Source organism: Faecalibacterium intestinale (genome assembly GCF_040096575.1).
GTDB lineage: Bacteria > Bacillota > Clostridia > Oscillospirales > Ruminococcaceae > Faecalibacterium > Faecalibacterium intestinale.
Window position 1 is genome coordinate 57066 of the sequence record NZ_JBBMEN010000004.1, and the last position, 21559, is coordinate 78624.

The following is a 21559-nucleotide window of genomic DNA, read 5'->3' on the forward strand; positions in this document are numbered from 1 at the left end:
GATCCGGAGAACCTTATTTGAATAGCTGAAAAGGAGTTCTACCAATGTACTAAGTAAGACGCTTCCCTTGCAAATCTAACTTGAAAGAATGTGGTAATATGAAATTCATCCTCATGAACCGTTTGCCGCAGTCCAACAGTTGAGAAAAGGGTCAGTCCAATGTACAGTTGATTTTCATCCCCTTGTAAAGCACCTAAATTCTGAAGAAACGTTTCTAAGGAGAGTCACCCTATGAAACCCGTATTCCGAAAATGAGGTCACCAAGGAGAAGAGGCTTATGACTCCGAAGAAGTAAGTATCCAGCCGGACGAGGGCTTGCAACCGCCTCGTCCGGCTGGTTTTATTTTATGTTGTTTCAACAAATAGTTGATGCGCAATTTATGCAAAATTTGCGCAGGAAGGTTGAATAGCGTCCTTGTGTTTTCGTCCCCCTATGTTATAATATGGTAAAAGATGGGAGGTGCATTTTATGCAGCTGGCGTTTGGCTGGTACAACATTATCGAGCTTTTGTTCTGCCTTGTGGCACTGTGGATGGGCATCCGCGACTTGCAGGGCAAAGACCCGCTGATCCACACCTTTTTCAACCAATATGACCGCGACCCGGAATACCGCGCCATGTGGCAGAAGAAAAACGGCGTGTGGGAGATCTTCAACGCAATGGTTCTTGCTTCTTCGCAGTTTCTGGGCAACTTCCCTACCCTGAGCAACGGGGTACGCACCATTACAGTCATCGTTGATGTGATCTACCTGATCCTGTATGAAATCTGGGAGCACAGCGCGGATTGAGCCGCCGGGAGGCAAGTACAACTATATGAACCTGAATCTTTCCACTTCAGCCTGGCTGAACGCAGCACTGGGCGTATTGTTTTTATACCGCGGCATCCGGGACCTTTACAATGGCACCGGCACTGGCTGGAGCAGTGAGGACGAAAAGAACCACTTCCACAGACCCTTCGGCATCCTGTCGCTCCTTTGCGGTGCACTCTATCTGGTCAACATTTTTCTACCTAGAGTAGAGCCGCTACGCTCTATTTTGATGGTGGCGGCGCTCGTGTTCAGTGCTGCTCTGCTGATCTCACATCTGTGCTATACCCTGAGCAGGGACGACAAAAACAAAAAGTGAGGGTTTTCCATGGAAGTCATCTTATCGATCTTGGTCGCGCTTTTCGGCATTGGGTTCGGTATTTTTATGGCGCTGCAGCCGGAGGATGCCATTGCCTTGCGTTCCCGTGGGCGGTATACGCAGGTGCCCGAACCTACGGAGGAGTACATCCGGCTGACCCGGTTGGAGGGCATCGTAGTTTCGGTGCTCTGTGCTGTGCTTTTGGTGGTGCTGCTGTTCGCGCCCACATAAGACTTTCCTGTTTCCTCTTGCGGATTCTTTCTCGCCCTGTTACAATGAGAAAAAACGCAGGAGGTTTTTTGTTATGGTCAAGCACGTTATTCTCTGGCAGCTGAAGGACGAGTTGTCTGTCGAGGAAAAGGCCGCCGTCAAGGCCGGCATCAAAGAGGGTCTGGAAAGCCTTTCCGGCAAGATTCCGGGGCTCGTGGACATCCATGTCAACATTGATGCCCTTCCCTCCTCCAACGCCGACCTGATGCTGGATACCACCTTTGAGAGCGCCGAGGCGCTCAAGGGCTACTCCACCCACCCGGCGCATGTGGCAGTGGCAAACAGCAAGGTGCGCCCTTACTACAAAAACCGCGTCTGTCTGGACTACGAGGTATAATACGGGACGTCTGCGGACGCTCCGGTATGCTATTTTATGGGATGAACTTACGCAAAAAGGGTCATTGCACGGTTTGTGCAATGACCCTTTTACTATCAGGCGATGCTGAACTTACTGAACGAACTCCACGGTATACTCAAAGCCGTACTCTTCCTGCAGCTTCTTGACCTCGGGCTCGCAGTCCTCGATGAAGGTGGGAGCGTAAACAGAAGCGCCGTTGTGTGCCTTCTTGTAGTCCTCCACGATCTGCTGCAGCTTTGCCCAGCCCTCGTTGGCCTTGTTCTGGTCGATGCTGTCGGGGAAGTTGATGATGAACTCGCGGTGTTTGGGAATGCGTGCCTTCATAATAGTGATCTCCTTATTCTTATCGGTTTAAAAATATCAGCTTTTTATTCAGAAGCGGAGCGCTTTGCCCCGCGACCTGCGGAAAACAGTTACAGCCCGAACACCCGGCGGGCGTTTGCGTCGGTGGTGCGGAGCACCTCTTCCGGCTCCAGCGCCTTGCGCTGGGCGATGTATGCACCCACATAGCGGATGAGGGAGCTGTCGCAGCGGGTGCCGCGCACCGGCTCCGGTGCCATGTAGGGGCAGTCGGTCTCCAGCACGATGGCGTCCAGCGGCAGGGCTTCGATGGCCTTGGCTGCGCGCTTGGCACCATTGAAGGTGCAGGCACCGCCAAAGCCAATATACAGTCCCTGCGCCGCCAGCTGCACGGCATCCTCGGCGCTGCCGGAATAGCAGTGTACGATGCCCTTGGGGCGGTACTTTTTGAGCAGAGCGTAGACGTCTGCGTGCGCCTGCCGGTCGTGCACGATGATGGGCTTGTCCAGTTCCAGCGCCAGCCGGATCTCGGCTTCAAACAGCGCCAGCTGGGCGTCCTTGGGCACTGGCCAGTGGTAATCCAGCCCGCACTCCCCTACCGCCACCACCTTGGGGTCGTCGTAGTAAGGCGTCAGCGCCTGCATCTCAGCAGCCCAGTCGCCGCCGTACACCGACACCGTGGGCGCGGGGCCGTCCTCGCCGCAATCGGCAGCGGGCAGCAGGCTTTCCGGGTGGATGCCAATCGCTGCCACTACCCACGGGTAGCGGTGTGCCAGCTCCAGCACCCGGGGCGCATCCCCGGAGTGGGTGGCCTGCTCGCACACGCCTACCACACCCTTGCCGGGCAGGCTGTCCAGCAGAGCAAAGCGGTCGGCGTCAAAAGCGCGGGAACTGTAATGGGCGTGGGTGTCGAAAATAGGTCCGGTCATACCTTCTCCTTTTTGGCGGGGGCTTTATTCACCAGCCAGATGCCCACGCACACGAACACCAGCGCCGCCAGATACTGCCAGCGGAACAGTGGCTCACCGTTGAGCACAGCGCTCAGCAGCACGTTGACCACCGGGTTGACAAAGCCAAAGATGGCGATGCGGCTGACCGGGTTGTTTTTCATCAGCAGTGCCCACAAGATATAGCCTGCGCCGCAGATGAAGGCCAGATACAGCATGACCACCGCAGCCAGAGCGCTTTGCACATGGAGACGCCCGCCCATAACGGTACCCAGCACAAACAGCGCCAACCCGCCCACAAACAGGTTCAGAAAGCAGACGGCAAAGCTGTCGGCCTTTTTGGTGACCGACTTGTTCCACGGGCCGGACAGGGTGAAGATGACGGTCGCCGCCATCATGCAGAACACGCCCCAGCCGCTGCCGCTGCCGTGGTTGCCAAGGGTGCCGATGAGCACGCCCGCAAAGCCCACAGCACAGCCCAGCGTTTTTGCCGGGGTCATGCGGTCCGCATTGCCATAAATAAAATGGGCAAAGATGACGCCCAGAAAGCTCTGGGTGCTGTTCAGAATGCCGCCAAACGCGCCGGTGAGCATCGCCACGGCGATATAGTAGAACGCATACTGTGCCGTGGTCTGCCACAAGCCCAGCGCGCAGCACTCGGCTGCCACCCTGCCCCGGGGCAGGCGGGGTACCTTTCCCTGCAGCAGGATGCTGCCCAGCAGCACCAGCACGCTGCCCAGCATGAACCGCACCCCTGCAAAGCAGAAGATGGAGGCCGTGTTGCCGGAGTCGATGGAGAACAGGCGGTAGCCCAGCTTGATGAACGGAAAGGCCGAGCCCCACAGGACATTGCAGAAAATAGCCAGCAGCACGGCGCAAACCGGTGTGCCGAAGATCTTATCCAGCTTTGCCGCACGGACGGCTGTATTATCAGACATGATGTTCCTCACTTAGTGGATGCGGCTGCCCACGGGGGTATCGTCACCGTAGAAAGCAATGGAGCAGCCGCCGTCGGCGGTGTCGGCAGCAAAGATCATGCCCTCGCTGACGTACTTGCCCTTGAGCATGGGACGGGGTGCCAGATTGCACACGATGCCCAGCTTTTTGCCAATGAGATCCTCCGGCTTGAACCACTTGGCAATGCCGGACAGGATGCAGCGCTCCCGCTCACCGTCAAAGACGGTGAGGTGCAGCAGCTTCTTGCTCTCCTTCAGGTTCTCGCAGGCGCGCACCTCGGCCACGCGCAGCTCCACCTTGCAGAAGGTATCAAAGTCGATCTCTTCCTCGTGGGTAAAGTCCACGGTGCTCTCCTCTGCGGGGGTGGCAGCCTTCTTCTCGGCTTCCTCCTTAGCCTTGTTGGCAGCAGCGGCAGCGGCCTTGCGCTTCTCGTCCTCTTCCTTCAGGTGGGCGATCTCCTTAGCCACGTCAATGCGGGGGAACAGAGCTTCGCCCTTATGTACGGTATAGGTCTGCTGTGCGCCGTAGGTGGTCTTGGTCAGATCCAGTGCAGAAGCGTCCAGACCCAGCTGTTCCATCATCTTGGGGGCAGTGGTAGGCAGGTAGGCGTTCAGCAGGATGCCGCACACGCGCAGTGCCTCGCACAGGTGGTACAGCACACTCTCCAGACACTGCTTGTTGGCTTCGTCCTTTGCCAGTGCCCAAGGTGCGGTCTCGTCGATATACTTGTTGGCGCGCTGGATGACCGCAAAGATCTCCATCAGTGCCTGCGGGATGGTCAAGTCATCCATATCGGCAGTGACCTTAGCGGTCAGCTCGTTGACCATGGTCTCCAGCTCAGCGTCGATGGTCTCAGTACCCGCCACATTATGCACAGTACCGCCGAAGTACTTTTCGCACATGGCCACGGTGCGGCTGAGCAGGTTGCCCAAGTCGTTCGCCAGATCACTGTTGATGCGGTTGATCAGTGCTTCGTTGGTGAACATACCATCGTTGCCGAAGGGGATCTCGCGCAGCAGGAAGTAGCGGATGGCGTCCACGCCGTAGCGGTCGCACAGGATAACGGGGTCCACCACGTTGCCCACAGACTTGGACATCTTGCCGCCGTTCATCAGCAGCCAGCCGTGGCCGAACACCCGCTTGGGCAGGGGCAGATCCAGTGCCATCAGCATGGCAGGCCACAGGATGGTGTGGAAGCGCAGGATTTCCTTGCCCACCATGTGCAGGTCGGCCGGCCAGAATTTATCGTAGTCGTGGTAAGTTTCGTTGCCGTAGCCAAGGGCGGAGATATAGTTGCTCAGGGCGTCCACCCACACATACATGGTGTGCTTGGGGTCAAAGGGCACGGGGATGCCCCACTTGACCGAGGTACGGGACACGCAGGTGTCCTGCAGGCCCTGCTTGATGAAGGCGATCATCTCGTTCTTGCGGCTCTCGGGCTGGATGAACTGGGGGTTCTCCTCATAGAGCTTCAGCAGGCGGTCGGCGTACTTGCTGGTCTTGAAGAAGTAGGCCTCCTCGTGGGCATCGTAGACCTCGCGGCCGCAGTCCGGGCACTTGCCGTCCACCAGCTGGCTGTCGGTCCAGAAGCTCTCGCAAGGCTTGCAGTAGTGGCCGATGTACTCGCCCTTGTAGATATCGCCCTGCTCGTACAGCTTGGTGAAGATCTTCTGGCAGCTTTCCATGTGGTAGTCGTCGGTGGTACGGATAAAGCGGTCGTAGCTGACGTCCAGCAGCTTCCACAGATCCTTGACGGTAGCAACGATCTTGTCCACATACTCCTTGGGGGTGACGCCGGCATCGGCGGCCTTATCCTGGATCTTCTGGCCGTGCTCATCGGTGCCGGTCAGGAACATGACGTCGTAGCCCTGCATCCGCTTGAAGCGGGCCAGCGCATCGCAGGCCACGGTGGTGTAGCTGTGGCCGATATGCAGCTTATCGCTGGGGTAATAGATAGGGGTGGTGATATAAAATGTTTTGTGTTCGCTCATGGGGGTCTGTCTTCCTTTCTTTTGGTTCTGCAAACAAAAAGCGCTCCCGCCCTGCCGGGTTATAACCGGACAAGGACGAGAGCGCTGAACCTTCGTGGTACCACCTTGCTTCGCTGTGCCCTTGCGGACGCAGCCTTTAGCCGGCAAAAACCGGCCTTTGCGCGGTAACGGGCGCACCCCGTCGCAGGCTCATTGTTCACCTGCGCAGCTCCAAGACCATCTTCGGCACCGCGCGGCCTGCCCGGTTCCATCCTTCGGGCTTTCTGTCAGGCGCAGACGGTGCGTACTCTTCTCTTCACAGCCAATTTGACACAATTTTCAGTGTTGCTTCTATCATACGCAAAAAGTGCGGGTTTGTCAACAAAAAGATGCAGAATCGCGCAGGCAAAACATCGTCTGCCCGCATTTTGGTGCGCGGGCAACACCTGTTTCCGTAAAACAAAATGGATGTCTCCCCTTTGTATTCAGGGAGACATCCATCATGGAAGCCTGATCACTTCATTTTGAACCTGCGTCTGCGGTGGGCTCTACCACCACATACACGCCTGCGGGCACACAGGCGGCCCATGCACCGTCCTTATCCAGCCAGCCGAATTGCTCACAGACATGGTCCGGGCACTGACTGTCCAAAAACGCGATGGCACCCTCCTTCACCTGCAGGTGCACGATGTAGTCTCCTACTTCGTACAGGTAATCGTGATCCTGCGCAAGGGTCAAAGTCTCGGTAACGCCGTCACCGAAATCCACAACGGCCTGCAGGCCGCTGCCCTTGGCGGGGTGCTGCGCCCGCACCGCAAGAAAAACACCTGCGGCCAGCGCCAGCACCACCAGTGCAAAGATCACATTTTTCTTCCACGCGCTGCCCTTGGGGGCGGCGGTGTCAGAGTTTTTTTGCTTTATGCTCATGCAGCGTACTTGCTGGCAGCTGCACCGGCAATGCGGCCAAAGACGGTAAAGTCGGCCACAGCGTTGCCGCCCAGACGGTTTGCACCGTGCACACCGCCGGTCACCTCACCTGCTGCGAACAGGCCGGGGATCACAGAACCGTCAGCCTTCAGCACCTCGGTGTTGGTGTTGATCTTCAGGCCGCCCATGGTGTGGTGCACACCTGCGGTGACCTTGATGGCGTAGTAGGGAGCAGTATCCAGAGCCTTTGCAAAGCTGGTACGGCCAAAGTCGGGGTCGTTCTTGGCCTCAACGTAGCCGTTCCAGGTCTTCATGGTCTCGGCAAAAGCAGCCTCGTCCACGCCCATAGCCTTTGCCAGTTCCTCGTAGGTCTGGCCGGTCACGGTGTAGCCCTTCTTGATGTAGCCCTGAATGACGCTGGAAGCATCGACCATAGCCTGATCCACCACCAGCCAGCTGTAGCTGCCGGTCTGAGCGATCTCGGCAGCGGAAACCACGTCACGGGTGCCCACTTCGTCGATAAAGCGCTTGCCCTCGGCGTTGATCAGCACAGCGCCGTCGCCGCGCAGACCCTCGGTGATCAGAGCGGCGGTGTTAGCCTCCACGGTGGGGTGGATCTGGATCTGATCCATGTCCACAGTGTCAGCGCCCACAGCGGTAGCCATCTCAATGCCCTGACCCTGTGCGCCTGCGGCGTTGGTGGTCATAAAGCCCTTCAGCTCAGGCTTGTACTCGGTGACCATGTCCAGATTTGCGCCGAAGCCGCCGGTGGTCAGCACCACAGCCTTGGCATTCACGGTGATGGTCTCGCCGGTGGAGCCGGTAGCCTTCACGCCCACAACGCCACCGTTTGCATCGGTCAGCAGCTCGGTAGCGGTGGTGTTCAGCAGGGTCTGCACGCCGGCCTTGTCGCAGTTCTCCTGCAGCAGGGGGATCATGTAGGAGCCCACAGAAAGGGTCTTGCCCTCAGCATCCACGGGGCGGTGGATACGCTTGACGGATGCGCCGCCGAAGCTGGAAACGCTGTGCAGGGTGATGCCGTGCTCGTCCAGCCAGTCGATGGCGTCAGCGCTGTTAGAGCACAGAGTCTCCACCAGTGCGGGGTCGTTGATGCCCTTGCCGCCGATCATGGTGTCCAGCTCCATCAGCTCCACAGAGTCGAAGTAGCCCTTGGGGTCTGCCTGATAAGCTGCCCACTGCTCAGAGACGGTCTTAGCCAGAGCGGTGATGGTAGCGTTGTCGGCGTACTTTTCAGCAGCGGTCTTCAGGGTCTTTTCCACGCCTGCGGACTCGCCGAACTCGTTCTCGTCCTGATACACGGTGTCACCAGCGTTCATGCCGCCGGTAGCGCGCACAGAGTTGCCGCCCACCATGGGCTGGCTCTCCAGAATGACCACGCTCTTGCCCTCGGCAGCAGCCGTGATGGCAGCAGTCATACCTGCACCGCCTGCACCCACGATGGCAATGTCTGCGTCAATGGTGGAGTCCTCGGCCTTGTTTTCCTCGGCCTTGACCTCGGTCTTGTAGTCGTCAGCGTTCAGGCCGGCTGCGACCAGAGCGGCAGCAGCAGCTTCCTTGATGGCGTCAGAGGTGATGGTTGCGGTGGCCACACCGTCCACGGCAATGCTGCCGCTCTCGGCAATAGCGCCGGGCAGCTGCTCCAGAGCCATGGTGCCGATGCCGGGGGTCTCGTCCTTGCCCTCGGCGGTGCAGCCGGTGATCTTGCCGTCGGTCAAAGTCAGAGTGACGGTAACATCGCCGCCCATACCCTTGGCAGTGCCGGTGAACTCGCCGGACACGCCTGCGGTGGAGGAGGCAGGCTTGCTGCCGCAGCCGTAGCCCAACAGGCTGACGCTTACAACAGCCGCCATGGCCAGCGCAGCCACGCTCTTGCGGATCTGATTCTTTTTCATTGTTTCATCCTTCTTATTTTGGGTTGCTTGTGTTCGGATATCTATCAGCAAAAAAGGGGGAGCTGCTCATTCGGAGAGCAGCTTCCCCTCGCTGAAACTTAGGAAAAGATTAGGCGTTAGCCTGAGCTGCAGCAACAGCGCAGGCAACGGTAGCGCCGACCATGGGGTTGTTGCCCATGCCGATCAGACCCATCATCTCAACGTGTGCGGGCACAGAAGAGGAGCCTGCGAACTGAGCATCGCCGTGCACGCGGCCCAGAGAGTCGGTCAGGCCGTAGCTTGCGGGGCCTGCAGCCACGTTATCGGGGTGCAGGGTACGGCCGGTGCCGCCGCCGGAAGCAACGGAGAAGTACTTCTTGCCGTTCTCGATAGCCCACTTCTTGTAGGTGCCGGCAACCAGATGCTGGAAGCGGACGGGGTTGGTGGAGTTGCCGGTGATGGAGCACTGCACGTCCTCCTTCTTCATGATGGCAACGCCTTCCATAACGTCGTTAGCGCCGTAGCACTTAACGGCTGCGCGCTCACCCTCGGAGAAGGGGATCTCCTTGACCACAGTCAGGGTCTGGGTGGGGATATCGTACTCGGTCTGCACGTAGGTGAAGCCGTTGATACGGGAAATGATGTAAGCTGCGTCCTTGCCCAGACCGTTCAGGATGACGCGCAGGGGGGTCTTGCGGACCTTGTTTGCGGTGCGGGCGATGCCGATAGCACCCTCAGCAGCAGCAAAGGACTCGTGGCCTGCCAGGAAAGCGAAGCAGGTGGTGTCCTCGCTCAGCAGACGAGCGCCCAGGTTGCCGTGACCCAGACCGACCTGACGCTGCTCAGCAACAGAGCCGGGGATGGTGAAAGCTTCCAGACCCTCACCGATTGCAGCTGCGCACTCGGCAGCGTCGGTCAGGCCGCGCTTCACAGCGATAGCGGTGCCCAGAGTGTAAGCCCAGACAGCGTTATCAAAGCAGATGGGCTGCACGCCGCGGACGATCTTGTCGCAGTCGATGCCCTTAGCGAGGAGCATCTCGTTGCAAGCGTCCAGAGACTCCAGACCGTTAGCCTTCAGGCATGCCTCGATTTTAGGCATACGGCGATCCATAGATTCAAAAGTTGCCATTGAGTTGTTCCTCCTCTCTTATTCCTCACGCGGGTCGATGTACTTCACAGCGCCCTGCTCCTTGCTGAAGCGGCCGTAAGTACCCACGTTCTTCTCGTAAGCCTCGTTGGGGGTCTTGCCGTGACGGATATCCTCCATCATCTTGCCCAGCTTAACGAACTGATAGCCGATGACCTCATCGTTAGCGTCCACTGCCAGCTTGTTGATGTAGCCCTCGGTCAGCTCCAGGTAGCGCACGCCCTTCTCCTTGGTGGAGAAGATGGTGCCGGTCATGGAGCGCAGACCCTTGCCCAGGTCGTCCAGACCTGCGCCGATGGGCAGACCGTCCTCAGAGAAAGCGGTCTGGCTGCGGCCGTAGACGATCTGCAGGAACAGCTCGCGCATAGCCACGTTGATGGCGTCGCACACCAGGTCGGTGTTCAGAGCTTCCAGAATGGTCTTGCCGGGCAGGATCTCGCCTGCCATAGCAGCAGAGTGGGTCATGCCGGAGCAGCCGATGGTCTCCACCAGAGCCTCTTCGATGACGCCGTTCTTGATGTTCAGGGACAGCTTGCAGGTGCCCTGCTGGGGTGCGCACCAGCCCACACCATGGGTGTAGCCGCTGATGTCCTTGATCTCATAGGCCTTGACCCATGCGCCCTCTTCGGGGATGGGAGCCGGACCATGCTTAGGACCTTTGGTGATCGGGCACATATTCTGTACTTGCTGCGAATAGGTCATAATCATACTCTCCTTTTGACAAATGTCGCTTTGGCAGCACAAAACCGCCGCCGCGCCCTGCCGGCACAGCCGCCGCTCCATACTGCTTGCATCCGAACCGGGTGCGCTGCTCTCTTTCAGCGCCTGCACCGGTACTACCACGCATGGTTTTATTATAGAGAAAACGGACGAATTTTGCAAGTCATTTCCTGCAAAAAGTACAGCCGGTTTTTACGGTCATCCGTCGCTAACTGTCATTTCCACCGCTTTATACAAAACAATCGTCAAGTTTTTGTCAATTCTGCCGTAAGCACCGGCAAACTTTTTGCAGCCCTTACTTTTTGCGCGTTTCAGCGCGGGTCTTTCTGTACCGGATGCAGCGCCCAGATGGCCGCAAAGCCCGCCGCCGCACCGGCCATGGCAAGCAGGTGCCGCCCGTTTTCCAGCGCCAGCAGATTGGCTGCAAAGGGGAATGCAAGGCTGCCCACGCTCTGCCCCAAGGCCAGAAAGCCGTAGTTCACCCCCGCATGGGGCAGGCCGAACAGGTCGGTGGAAAGGGCAGGCAGCACCGCCGCCAACGCCGAGTAGCAGAAGGTGAGCCCGGCGTAGCACACCACCACCCACCAGCCCTGCGCTGCCCAGAACGCCGCCGACAGCGCAAGCGAAGCTGCAAACAGTCCAAGGTCGGTGGCGCGGCGGCCAATGTGGTCGCTGAGCATGGGCATCAGCATCCGTCCCGCAGCGCTGCCCACGCTGCCCAGTACGATGCTCCACAGCGCAGCGGTCTCGTCCAGCCCGCGTTCCATGCCCAGCTTTAGGATGATAGGGCTGAACAGCAGCACCGCCGGTGTTGAAAAGCACACCGCGCCCGCACACAGCCAGTACTGCTTTGTGCGCAGCATCTGCCCCGGGGAAAGGTCGAGGGTGTTTTTGCCGCTTGGCTGCTGCTTTTTCTGCGGTGGGTCGCTGAGTACCGCACTGCCCGCAAGGCACACCGGCAGGGTGAGCGCCCCCAGCGCCCAGAACGCGCCCCGGATGCCCTGCACCGGGCCAAAGCCCCGCAGCGCTGCCCGGACGAACAGGGTAAGGAACGCGCCGGAAAGTCCCACCGCTCCGCCGATGACCCCGGTCGCCAGCCCCTTGCGCCCCGCGTACCACTTTTGGGCGCAGGACTGGATAGAGGGGTACAAAAACGCCGTACCCAGCCCCGCCGGGATGCTGAAGGCCAGAAAGAACCCCCACCCTGCCCTGCCCGGCAGAAAGGCCGCTGCAAAAAAGCCGCCGCAGAGCAGGGCTGTGCCCCACAACGCCGCGCAGCGCGGACCTTTTTTATCCTGCAAAAAGCCGCCCAGCACACACCCCACCCCAAAGGCGGCAATGAGCAGGGCAAAGGCATAGCCCGCCCCCTGCTCCGAAAGGCCGTATTCCTCCATGACCGGCTGCTGAAAGACGCCCCACGCCGCCGGTAAGCCGGTAAGCACCTGAATGGCTGCCCCCGCAGCCAGAATCGTCCACGGGTGTTTTGCTGCAAACTGCTGCTTCATACTTTCACCTCAAAGATTTGTGCAATTTGCGATAGTGTGCCCATTTGGATTGACAATCCGGCATTATCCTTTATAATGGTAAAGTACTGAGTTAAAAACGCTCCCGCCCCTTTTCAGGCATCGAGGGCGGGTACAATTTGCAGATAGAGAGGAATTACTGTTATGAAAACACAGGCTTTGAAGGGTATGCGGGATCTGCTGCCCGCCGAACAGACCCTGCGCGACTACATTCAGGGCAAGATTCTGGAGACCTACCGCTCTGCCGGTTTTGAGCGCATCTCTACCCCCATGCTGGAGGATATGGAAAATCTGGACAAATCCGAGGGTGGCGACAACCTGAACCTGATCTTCAAGGTGCTCAAGCGCGGCGACAAGCTGACCGCTGCCCTGAACACCGGTGACCCCAAGCAGCTGTCCGACATGGGTCTGCGCTACGACCTTACCCTGCCGCTGAGCCGCTACTACGCAGCCAACAAGGACAAGCTGCCCAACCCTTTCAAGGTCATCCAGACCGACCGAGTGTTCCGCGCCGAGCGCCCGCAGAAGGGCCGTCTGCGTGAGTTCGTGCAGTGCGATATCGACATTCTGGGCGATGCTTCCCCCAACGCCGAGGTGGAGCTGATCGATGTGACCACCCGCGCCTTGCTGAACATCGGCTTTACCGGCTTTACCGTCAACATCAACGACCGCCGCATCCTGCGCGGGATGCTGGAGAGCATGGGCTTTGCCGCCGACACGCTGGACTCCGTCTGCATCACCTTTGACAAGATGGACAAGATCGGTGCCGAGGGCGTGAAGGCTGAGCTGACCGAGAAGCAGCTGCCGGAAAGCGCCATCCACGCACTGGCAGACTTTATCGCCGCCGGGGACGTGACGCTGGACGCCGTAGCTGCCCGCTGCGCCGACCCCGCCATCGCCGATGACCTGAAGTACGTGCTGGCCACCGCCAACACGCTGGCTGCAGGCCGTTATCAGGTAGCCTACTGCCCCAGTCTGGTACGCGGTCAGGGCTACTATACCGGCATGGTGTTCGAGGTGACCTGCCCGCAGTTCAGCGGTGCTGTGGCCGGCGGCGGACGCTACGATAACATGGTGGGCAAGTTCCTTGGCGTGCAGGTGCCCGCCGTGGGCTTCTCCATCGGCTTCGAGCGGGTGTGCGGCATTCTGCTGGAGCAGGGCTACCAGATCCCCGGCGCAAAGCAGAAGATCGCCCTGCTGTACGGCAAGGACACCGACTTCCCTGCCGTGCTGCGCAAAGCCGCCGTGCTGCGCGAGCAGTACAACGTCACCGTACTGCCGCAGGGCAAAAAGCTGGGCAAGCAGCTGGGTCAGCTGGAAGCCGCAGGCTTTGCAGGCGCAGCCTTTATGGACAAGGACGAGGTAAAGATCTTCGCCCAGCAGTAACCTGCCCGCCTGACGATTTTAAATTTTGTGGCTCAGAAACATCTGCGGATGTTTCCGGGCCACTTTTTTCAGGCGTCACAACGCAAAAAAGCAGCCCCGCCGGTGCTCTGGCGGGGCTGCTTTTTGCGTAACAGTGTATTTTTTAGAACTCGATCTTGCTCTCGATGTAGCTCTTCAGCTCGCTGATGGGCATACGCACCTGCTCCATGGTGTCACGGTCACGGACGGTGACGCAGTTGTCGGCAGCAATGCCCTTGGCCTCGTCGCCCACGGTGTCAAAGTCCACGGTGATGCAGAACGGGGTACCAATCTCGTCCTCACGGCGGTAACGCTTGCCGATAGAACCGGTATCGTCGTAATCCACCATGAAGTACTTGCTCAGCTCGTTGCGAATCTCCATGGCCTTCTCGCCCAGTTTCTTGCTCAGGGGCAGCACGGCGCACTTGTAGGGAGCCAGAGCAGGATGCAGACGCAGCACAGTGCGGACATCCTCCTTGCCCTTGCTGTCGGTCAGGTGCTCCTCATCGTAGGCCTCGCACAGGAAGGCCAGCGCCACGCGGTCGCAGCCCAGAGAGGGCTCGATGACGTAGGGGATGTAGTGCTCGTTGGTCTCGCTGTCGAAGTACTCCAGACTCTTGCCGGAAGCCTCCTGATGGCGGGTCAAATCGTAGTTGGTACGGTCTGCAATGCCCCACAGCTCGCCCCAGTCGGTGAACGGGAAGGCATACTCGATATCGGTAGTGGCGCGGCTGTAGAAGGCCAGCTCTGCAGGCTCGTGGTCACGCAGGCGCAGGTGCTCCTTCTTGATGCCAAGGCTCAGCAGCCAGTTCTCGCAGTAGTCCTTCCAGTAAGCGAACCAGTCCAGATCGGTGCCAGGCTTGCAGAAGAACTCGCACTCCATCTGCTCGAACTCGCGGGTGCGGAAGGTGAAGTTGCCCGGGGTGATCTCGTTGCGGAAGGCCTTGCCCACCTGACACACACCGAAGGGCAGCTTGCGGCGGGTGGTGCGCTGGATGTTGGCAAAGTTGACAAAGATGCCCTGTGCGGTCTCGGGACGCAGATAGCAGGTAGAGGAGCTATCCTCGGTCACGCCGATGGCGGTCTTAAACATCAGGTTGAACTTGCGGATAGGGGTAAAATCGTGCTTGCCGCACACGGGGCAGACGATATCCTCGTGCTCTGCGATGAAAGCATCCATCTCGTCAAAGCTCATGGCGTCCACGTTCACCTCGGGGTGCTCTTCCCCGATCAGCTTGTCGGCGCGGTGGCGTGCCTTGCAGGCGCGGCAGTCCAGCAGAGGGTCCGAGAAGCTGGATACATGGCCGGTGGTCACCCATGTCTGGGGGTTCATGATGATGGCAGCATCCAAACCCACGTTATAGGGGCTTTCCTGCACAAACTTTTTCAGCCATGCCTTTTTGACGTTGTTCTTGAACTCCACGCCAAGGGGGCCGTAGTCCCAGCTGTTGGCCAGACCGCCGTAGATCTCGGAACCGGGGAACACATAACCACGGTTCTTGCAGAGATTGACGATCATGTCAAGGGTCTTTTCGCTCTGTTCCATTGTAGTACATCCTTTCCGTCCGCGGCTGGTTTGCCGTGTCGTATCGTGTTGTGTTCCGGCGGCTTTCCCCACCGCCGGGCGTGCTTGCGGCTTGCACAAGCACAGTATATTTACTGTACCATGTTTTGCCCCGCTTGTAAAGCCCGGCAAACAGTTCAGCCGCGCTCTGTCAGGTATTTTACCAGCAGGCGGTACAGGGCATCCGGGTCGATGGGCTTGGGCAGGTGCTCGTTCATGCCGGATTCCAGTGCCTTGCGGCGGTCCTCTGTAAAGGCGTTTGCCGTCATGGCAAAAATGGGGATGGTCTTTGCGTCCGGGCGGTCCATGGCGCGGATGGCGCGGGTAGCCTCGTGGCCGTCCCGCACCGGCATCATCACGTCCATCAGGATGGCGTCAAAGCCGCCCGGCGGCGAGGCTGCAAAGGCTTCCACCGCCTGCTGTCCGTCGGCGGCTTTGGTCACCTTTATGCCCACCTCGTTCAGCAAAAACTCCATGATCTCCATGTTCAGGGCGTTGTCTTCGGCCAGCAGCACCCGCTGTCCCTGCAGCACGGCAAGGTCTGTCTGCTGCTGCTCCGGCTCTGCGGCTTCGGTGCTGTCGATGACAAAGGGCAGGGTGATGGTGTAGGTGGTGCCCACGCCCTGCCGGCTTTCCACCCCGATGGTGCCGCCCATCTTATCCACAAGGCTTTTGGTAATGGACATTCCAAGGCCGGTGCCGCCGTATACCGAACGCGCCCCGGCATTCTCCTGCGTGAAGGGTTCAAACATCCGCTTCTGGAACTCTTCGCTCATGCCGATGCCGGTGTCCGCGCAGACAAAGCAGATCTGCACCTTGTCCCCGGTGCAGCTCAACTCAAAGCAGTCCAGCATCACACGACCCTTGTCCCGGTTATACTTGATGGCGTTGCTGAGCACATTCATCAGCAGCCGCTTGACGTGCAGCGGGCTGCCCACCAGCCGGGGATGCGGCAGCTTTCCGTATTCCCGGTGCAGCACGATGCCGCGCTCTGCCGCCTGTTTTTCCAGCACGTCCGTGATCTCGTGCATCAGCTCGGGCAGATCAAAGGGCACGCTTTCCAGCACCACCTCGCCGGACTCCAGCTTGCCCATGTCCAGCACCTCGTTCACCAGCTCCAGCAGCAGGGTGGATGCCTCCCAGATCTTTTTGCGGCAGTCGGCCTGCCGTGCCATATCCTCCGGGCAGCGGTCACCGATCTCCACCATGCCCCGGATGCCGTTGATGGGCGTGCGGATATCGTGGCTCATGCGCTGCAAAAACTCGGTCTTGGCAAGGTTTGCGCTCTCCGCCTTCAGCGCAGCCGCCTTGAGGGTCTTTTGGTACTCCTGCTCCCGGCGCAGCTGCTGCTCCCGGTAGCGCTGGTCGGTCTTGCCGCGCAGCAATTGCAGCAAAAACAGGAGAACCATGTAGGTAAAGGCAGCCATGCTCACATTGCGCATGGTGGAAACATATACCTCCTGCTCCGGGCGGTAGACATAGATGTAAAAACTGCGTCCCTGCCCCACGATGCCGTAAGCGTACTGCTGCCCGGTGGTGCTGTGCACATGGATCATGCCGCCGTCGGTGCTGCGCGCTTTTAAGGCAGAAAGGGTGGGGTTATCGTCCACGGTGGTATCCAGCAAAGAGGTGTCGTTGCTGGCCACGATGCGGTCGCCCCGGGTCACCACGATGGTGCCGTCCACGGCGGGGTTATAGCCCTGCACGCAGTTCTGGTAGGAAAGGTTGTAATTGCGTACATATTCTGCCGTGGTGCGGTAGTACACCACAAGCACCCCGTCCCCGTCCTTCCGGGCGCAGGCTGCGGTGTCTACATAGGAGCCATCCTCATTTTCCGACCGTCCGGCGTAGACCTGCTCCGGGTGGTCGGCCACCTTCAGCACGATAGAACCGGCCAGCTGCGCTTCCATCTGTTCCCGGACCTGCAGGTCAGCCGTCCGGCCATCCTGTGAGGCTGCGCACAAAATTTTGCCCTCTGTTGAAAGCACCAGTGCGCCGCTGAGGGTATAGTCCCGCAGATATTCCGCCATAGCGGCATCGTCCAGTACCCGCGCGGGGTCATCCTGCCGGTCGTGCGCGATCTCTCTGCACAGATGCTGGGCGTTTTCCATCATCCGCATCAGGCTTTTGGTCTCCGTGGCAAGGTTCAGGTTATCGTAGCCGGTGCACTGCTCCTTAACATAGCTGATGGTATCCTCAAACTGCTTTTCTGCATTTTGCAGGTCGCTGTGCGCCGAGACCCCCAGCACGCCGCCCAGCAGCAACAGTCCCGCAAGTGCACACACCATGATGAACTGCTTCCGGTTGAAAATACTCTGGCTCTTTTCCATTCCGTCATGCATGGGTACTGTCCTCCAGTCCATCCAGATAGTGCTCGGGGTCGTCCAGATAGCGGCTCACGATCTGCCGGACGGTGCCATCTGCCAGCATCTCCTGAAAAACCTCCGTCAGCTGCTGCGGCAGATCATCGCCGCGCTCTTTGGCAAAGGCAACGCCCAGCCGCGCCGTCATCAGCGGCTCGTCCAGAATGCGGTATTCAACGCTGTAATCCTTCATGAACTGCCGGATGGCGCTTTCGTGGGCGGCTAAGGCGTCCGCGTAGCCTTTGAGCAGGGTGGTGTAGAGCAGATCCCGGTTCTGCAGGGAATACAGCCTGCGCAGCCGGGGCAGACCATTCTGCTCCGCATTCAAAAACAGTTCCTCCGGCTTTGTGGTGGACTGCACCGCCACCACCTTGTCGGCCAGATCCTGCAGGGTGCGGATGTCGCTATCGGAGCGCACCGCCACCACCTGACGGCTGTGCAGATACGGCCCTGCCCATTGGTATTCTTCCTCGCGGCCATCCATGGAAAAGCTGCCCCAGATGCAGTCGATGGTGTCGTTTTCCACCAGTTCCTTCTTCTTTTCCCAGTCGATGGTCACAAATTTCACCCGGTAGCCCAGCCGCCCGAACGCCTCGGTGGCCAGCTCCACGTCAATGCCGGTGGGTGCACCGTCCGTGCCCATATAGTTGAAGGGCGGGTAGTTATCGCTGCCCACCACGATGACCGGCATTGCAGCCGTATAGTCATCCGTTTTTCCGGTACGCCCGCAGCTGCAAAGCAGCGCCGCGCACATCGCCAGCGCCAGCAAACAGGCCGCCAGCCGCAGTCCTCTTCTGTGTTTTTTCATGGTTCTTCCATCCTGTGTTTTTTGCTGCTTTTTGTAATAGAATGCTCCACGCTATCAGTATAATAAAAACTGTTCCAAAAGAAAAGAAGAAAATTACTTTTCCGGCAGATTCTACACTTTTCCGCAAAAAGGGCTCCCGGAGCGCCTGCGAACGCTCCGGGAGCCGAAAAAGCCATTTTACTTGTGGTACTTCATGCCCGCATTGATGGTGCAGGCGCGGTAGATCTGCTCCGTGAGCACCAGCCGCGCCAGCTGATGGGGCATGGTGATGCGCCCCATGCTGAACTTAAGGGCAGCGGCCTTTTTCACCTCTTCGGACAGGCCATGGGACGAGCCGATAACAAAGGCCACGTCCCCTGCCCCGCTGCCGGCACGCTGTGCCAGAAACTGCGCCAGCTCGTCGGAGGAGATCTGTTTGCCCTCGATGCACATGGCTACGATGGCAGCCCCCTTGCGCACATTGGAAAGGATGGCTTTTCCCTCCTTATCCAACGCCTTTTTTACCACCGCGTCCGAGGCGTTTTTCTCCTCGATTTTTTCCTCCGGCAGTTCAATGATGCGAAAGGCGGCAAAAGCCGCCAGACGCTTCTGGTACTCTGCCACGCCCTCGGCAAAATATTTGGCGTTCAGCTTGCCCACACAGATCAGGTCGATATTTTGCATGACTGATTCCTCTTTTCAGGCTTAAACGATTTAGAATTGTCTCCGCTTCGCTCTGACAATAACAGCGGAAAGAATATTTTTGTTTTCGGGGAAACGGTGCGCCTGCGGGCGCTCCGTTTCCCCTTTTTCACAGAAGAGGTCATTTCCAAACACTGCATCTTACAACTGCGGCTCTCCCCGTGAAAGTGCAAATCAGAAAAGGCCGCAGCCTTTTCTGATTTGCTGAATAAAAATAATATTTCCGCTAAGAATGGCAGAGCGAAGCGGAGCCATTTCTCAATAAAAAGCGTTTTACAGCAGGCTCATCTGCTCGCCCTCGTCCTCGGCGCGGATCAGCGCACCGGTGGCGGGCAGGCTGCGCACGCGGTAGCGGTGGGGATTTGCCAGCTCCAAGGTATCTGCCGGCACCACCGAGACGATGGTCTGGTTCTTTTTCAGGGTGACCACTGCCACGCCCTGACTGTCGCGGGTGGTCTTGGCGGCGATTTGCGCCGTGCCCACCAGCAGCATCCGGCTGGCGCTGGTGCGGATGGCAAGTTCGGTCTCCTCCGGCAGGTAGAGCATCAAGGCAAGCGGTTCCTTATCGCTGTAAGCCTTCAGCAGCTTGCGGCGGTTCTGCTTGGTGGCGTAGGAGCTGAGGGGGATCTTTGCGCACTTACCGCTGGCAAAGAAGAACAGCATAAAGCCGCTGTAATCACCGGTAATGACCATGCTCAGTACATTTTCGCCCTCGTCCATGCCCAGCCGCCCCGGGATGAAGATGCCCATCTGGGCTACCTTGCCGTCCTCCAGCTCTGCCAGACGCACCTTGTACACCTGCTGCTTGTCGGTGAAGAACAGCGCTTCTACGTTGTTTCGGGTCTCCAGCTGCTGGATGATCTCGTCACCCTCCTTCAGCTTGTGGGCACCGGCGGTGCGCAGGCTCTGGGGCGGGATCTTTTTAAAGTAACCCTCCCGGGTAAAGAACACGGTCACCGGGTAGTCCGGCACAGCTTCTTCCTCGGCGGCAGCGTCCTCCTCGGGCAGGTCGTACAAAATCTCGCTGCAGCGGGGCTTGCCGTATTTCTTTGCTACATCGTTCAGTTCATTGATAATGATGCGGCGGATGCGGGCAGGTTTTGCCAGCACATCGTTCAGGTCGGCAATGTCCTTTTCCAGCTGCTCGATCTCACCGGTGCGCTTGAGGATGTATTCCCGGTTCAAATGGCGCAGCTTGATCTCTGCCACATAGTCTGCCTGCACTTCATCAATGCCAAAGCCGATCATCAGGTTGGGCACCACCTCGGTCTCCTCCTCGGTAGTGCGGATGATATGGATGGCCTTGTCGATATCCAGCAAAATGGCGGCAAGACCCTGCAGCAGGTGCAGGCGCTTTTCCTTGCCGTGCAGATCATAGTAGGTGCGGCGGCGCACGCACTCAACGCGGAAGGCCGTCCACTCCTTCAAAATCTCCCGCACGCCCATGACCCGGGGCTGACCGGACACCAGAATGTTGAAGTTGCAGCTGAAGCTGTCCTCCAGCGGGGTGGCCTTGAACAGCTTTGCCATCAGCTTGTCGGCATCCACGCCGCGCTTGAGATCCAGCGTCAGCTTCAGGCCGTTCAGGTCGGTCTCATCGCGCATATCGCTGATCTCCTTGACCTTGCCGGTCTTGACCAGCTCTGCGATCTTGTCCATGATAGCCTCCACCGTGGTGGTGGGCGGGATCTGGGTGACCTCGATCATATTTTCGCCGGGCACTGCGTTGTAGCGGGCGCGTACTTTTACGCTGCCGCGGCCGTTCTCGTAAATTTCACGCATCTGCGCTTCATCATACAAAATCTGGCCGCCGCCCACAAAGTCCGGGGCGGGCATGGTGGTGCCGATATCGTGGTGCTCGTCCTTCATCAGCGCCACGGTGGTGGCGCACAGCTCTGCCAGATTGAAGGAGCAGATGTTGCAGGCCATGCCCACCGCAATGCCCAGCGTATTGTTGGCCAGAATAGTGGGGAAAGTGACCGGCAGCAGGGTGGGCTCGGTGGTGGTGCTGTCGTAGTTGGGCACAAAGTCCACGGTCTCTTTGTCGATATCCCGGAACAGCTCCTCGCACACGCCTTCCAGCTTTGCTTCGGTGTAACGGGCAGCAGCGCAGGACATATCGCGGCTGTACGCCTTGCCAAAGTTGCCCTTGCTGTCCACAAAGGGCACCAGCAGGCTCTCGTTGCCGCGGCCCATGCGCACCATGGTATCGTAGATAGCGGCATCGCCGTGGGGGTTCAGGTGCATGGTGCTGCCCACGATGTTGGCAGACTTGGTGCGTGCGCCCTTGAGCAGACCCATCTCGTACATGGTGTACAGCAGCTTGCGGTGCGCCGGCTTGAAGCCATCGATCTCCGGCAGCGCGCGGCTGACGATAACGCTCATGGCATAGGGCATATAGTTCGTTTCCAGCGTGCGGGTAATGGGGTCCTCCAGCACGCTGCCTGCATTTAAGATTTCAACGCCGTCGCCCAGCTGCGGGCGCACCGGCTTTAAGGTTTTCTTGGTCGATTTTTTTGCCATTACAGTTCCTCTTGTTTATTACGCCTGTTCTTTTTCGGCAAACAAGCTCGCCCTCTCAGCCTCGCTTTGCTCGGCAGCTCC

The 21559-nt window shown here is 58.8% G+C and carries 19 protein-coding genes; 5 read left to right on the forward strand and 14 right to left on the reverse strand.

The genetic code is table 11. The features are described from left to right. The first annotated feature begins 469 nt into the window (after positions 1-469). The 4 genes from WMO20_RS04765 (at position 470) to WMO20_RS04780 (ending at position 1731) form a co-directional block, all read left to right on the forward strand. Positions 470-787: a hypothetical protein gene (locus tag WMO20_RS04765; protein WP_112090509.1), complete on the forward strand. Its 318-nt coding sequence runs from the start codon at positions 470-472 to the stop codon at positions 785-787. A gap of 25 nt (positions 788-812) precedes the next feature. Further along, positions 813-1124 carry a hypothetical protein gene (locus WMO20_RS04770; RefSeq protein ID WP_112090508.1) on the forward strand — a complete coding sequence of 104 codons (312 nt, stop codon included), beginning with the start codon at positions 813-815 and terminating at the stop codon, positions 1122-1124. A gap of 9 nt (positions 1125-1133) precedes the next feature. After that, positions 1134-1355, forward strand: coding sequence for a DUF6199 family natural product biosynthesis protein (locus WMO20_RS04775; protein ID WP_112090507.1), 222 nt, complete (start codon positions 1134-1136; stop codon positions 1353-1355). A gap of 73 nt (positions 1356-1428) precedes the next feature. After that, positions 1429-1731 (forward strand): Dabb family protein, encoded by a 303-nt coding sequence (locus WMO20_RS04780; protein WP_349186011.1) that lies wholly within the window; start codon positions 1429-1431, stop codon positions 1729-1731. A gap of 111 nt (positions 1732-1842) precedes the next feature. On the opposite strand, the gene WMO20_RS04785 is transcribed toward WMO20_RS04780, so the two are convergent. The 9 genes from WMO20_RS04785 to WMO20_RS04825 all read right to left on the reverse strand — a co-directional run bounded on the left by WMO20_RS04785 (position 1843) and on the right by WMO20_RS04825 (position 12117). Beyond that, entirely contained in the window at positions 1843-2076 is a 234-nt protein-coding gene (locus WMO20_RS04785) for a hypothetical protein (RefSeq protein ID WP_005922262.1), read from the reverse strand. Positions 2077-2165: 89 nt separating this feature from the next. Continuing rightward, positions 2166-2981 carry a TatD family hydrolase gene (locus tag WMO20_RS04790; protein WP_349186012.1) on the reverse strand — a complete coding sequence of 272 codons (816 nt, stop codon included), beginning with the start codon at positions 2979-2981 and terminating at the stop codon, positions 2166-2168. After that, on the reverse strand, positions 2978-3937 hold the full coding sequence (locus WMO20_RS04795) for a DMT family transporter (RefSeq protein WP_349186013.1): 960 nt from the start codon (positions 3935-3937) through the stop codon (positions 2978-2980). The genes WMO20_RS04790 and WMO20_RS04795 overlap by 4 nt, the downstream gene beginning before the upstream one ends. Before the next feature lie 12 nt (positions 3938-3949). Then, on the reverse strand, positions 3950-5947 hold the full coding sequence (gene metG / locus WMO20_RS04800; protein WP_349186014.1) for a methionine--tRNA ligase: 1998 nt from the start codon (positions 5945-5947) through the stop codon (positions 3950-3952). 498 nt (positions 5948-6445) lie between these two features. Then, on the reverse strand, positions 6446-6853 hold the full coding sequence (locus tag WMO20_RS04805; protein ID WP_349186015.1) for a NusG domain II-containing protein: 408 nt from the start codon (positions 6851-6853) through the stop codon (positions 6446-6448). Next, positions 6850-8766, reverse strand: a complete 1917-nt coding sequence (locus tag WMO20_RS04810) for a flavocytochrome c (protein ID WP_349186016.1) — start codon at positions 8764-8766, stop codon at positions 6850-6852. Before WMO20_RS04810 ends, WMO20_RS04805 begins: the two co-directional genes overlap by 4 nt. 109 nt (positions 8767-8875) lie before the next feature. After that, positions 8876-9874, reverse strand: coding sequence for a GGGtGRT protein (locus WMO20_RS04815; protein WP_005935035.1), 999 nt, complete (start codon positions 9872-9874; stop codon positions 8876-8878). A gap of 18 nt (positions 9875-9892) precedes the next feature. After that, positions 9893-10594: an iron-sulfur cluster assembly scaffold protein gene (locus tag WMO20_RS04820; RefSeq protein ID WP_015537775.1), complete on the reverse strand. Its 702-nt coding sequence runs from the start codon at positions 10592-10594 to the stop codon at positions 9893-9895. A 329-nt stretch (positions 10595-10923) separates the two neighbouring features. Next, a complete protein-coding gene (locus tag WMO20_RS04825) occupies positions 10924-12117 on the reverse strand; it encodes an MFS transporter (RefSeq protein WP_316539319.1) in 1194 nt (397 codons plus the stop codon). Positions 12118-12279: 162 nt separating this feature from the next. Between WMO20_RS04825 and hisS the strand changes: the two genes are divergently transcribed. Further along, the gene (gene hisS / locus WMO20_RS04830; RefSeq protein ID WP_349186017.1) at positions 12280-13521 is read left to right on the forward strand and encodes a histidine--tRNA ligase; all 1242 of its coding nucleotides are present in this window, start codon (positions 12280-12282) and stop codon (positions 13519-13521) included. Positions 13522-13663: 142 nt separating this feature from the next. Here hisS and WMO20_RS04835 read toward each other — a convergent pair whose 3' ends face one another. The 5 genes from WMO20_RS04835 to WMO20_RS04855 all read right to left on the reverse strand — a co-directional run bounded on the left by WMO20_RS04835 (position 13664) and on the right by WMO20_RS04855 (position 21478). Further along, entirely contained in the window at positions 13664-15085 is a 1422-nt protein-coding gene (locus WMO20_RS04835) for a glycine--tRNA ligase (RefSeq protein WP_015537773.1), read from the reverse strand. A gap of 155 nt (positions 15086-15240) precedes the next feature. Next, on the reverse strand, positions 15241-17445 hold the full coding sequence (locus tag WMO20_RS04840; protein WP_349186018.1) for an ATP-binding protein: 2205 nt from the start codon (positions 17443-17445) through the stop codon (positions 15241-15243). Continuing rightward, complete coding sequence (locus tag WMO20_RS04845; RefSeq protein WP_349186019.1) at positions 17438-18274, reverse strand: substrate-binding periplasmic protein; 837 nt, start codon at positions 18272-18274, stop codon at positions 17438-17440. Before WMO20_RS04845 ends, WMO20_RS04840 begins: the two co-directional genes overlap by 8 nt. Positions 18275-18451: 177 nt before the next feature. Continuing rightward, on the reverse strand, positions 18452-18937 hold the full coding sequence (gene rlmH, locus WMO20_RS04850) for a 23S rRNA (pseudouridine(1915)-N(3))-methyltransferase RlmH (RefSeq protein ID WP_112090496.1): 486 nt from the start codon (positions 18935-18937) through the stop codon (positions 18452-18454). A gap of 291 nt (positions 18938-19228) precedes the next feature. Then, complete coding sequence (locus tag WMO20_RS04855) at positions 19229-21478, reverse strand: DNA gyrase subunit A (RefSeq protein WP_349186020.1); 2250 nt, start codon at positions 21476-21478, stop codon at positions 19229-19231. Positions 21479-21559 lie beyond the last annotated feature (81 nt).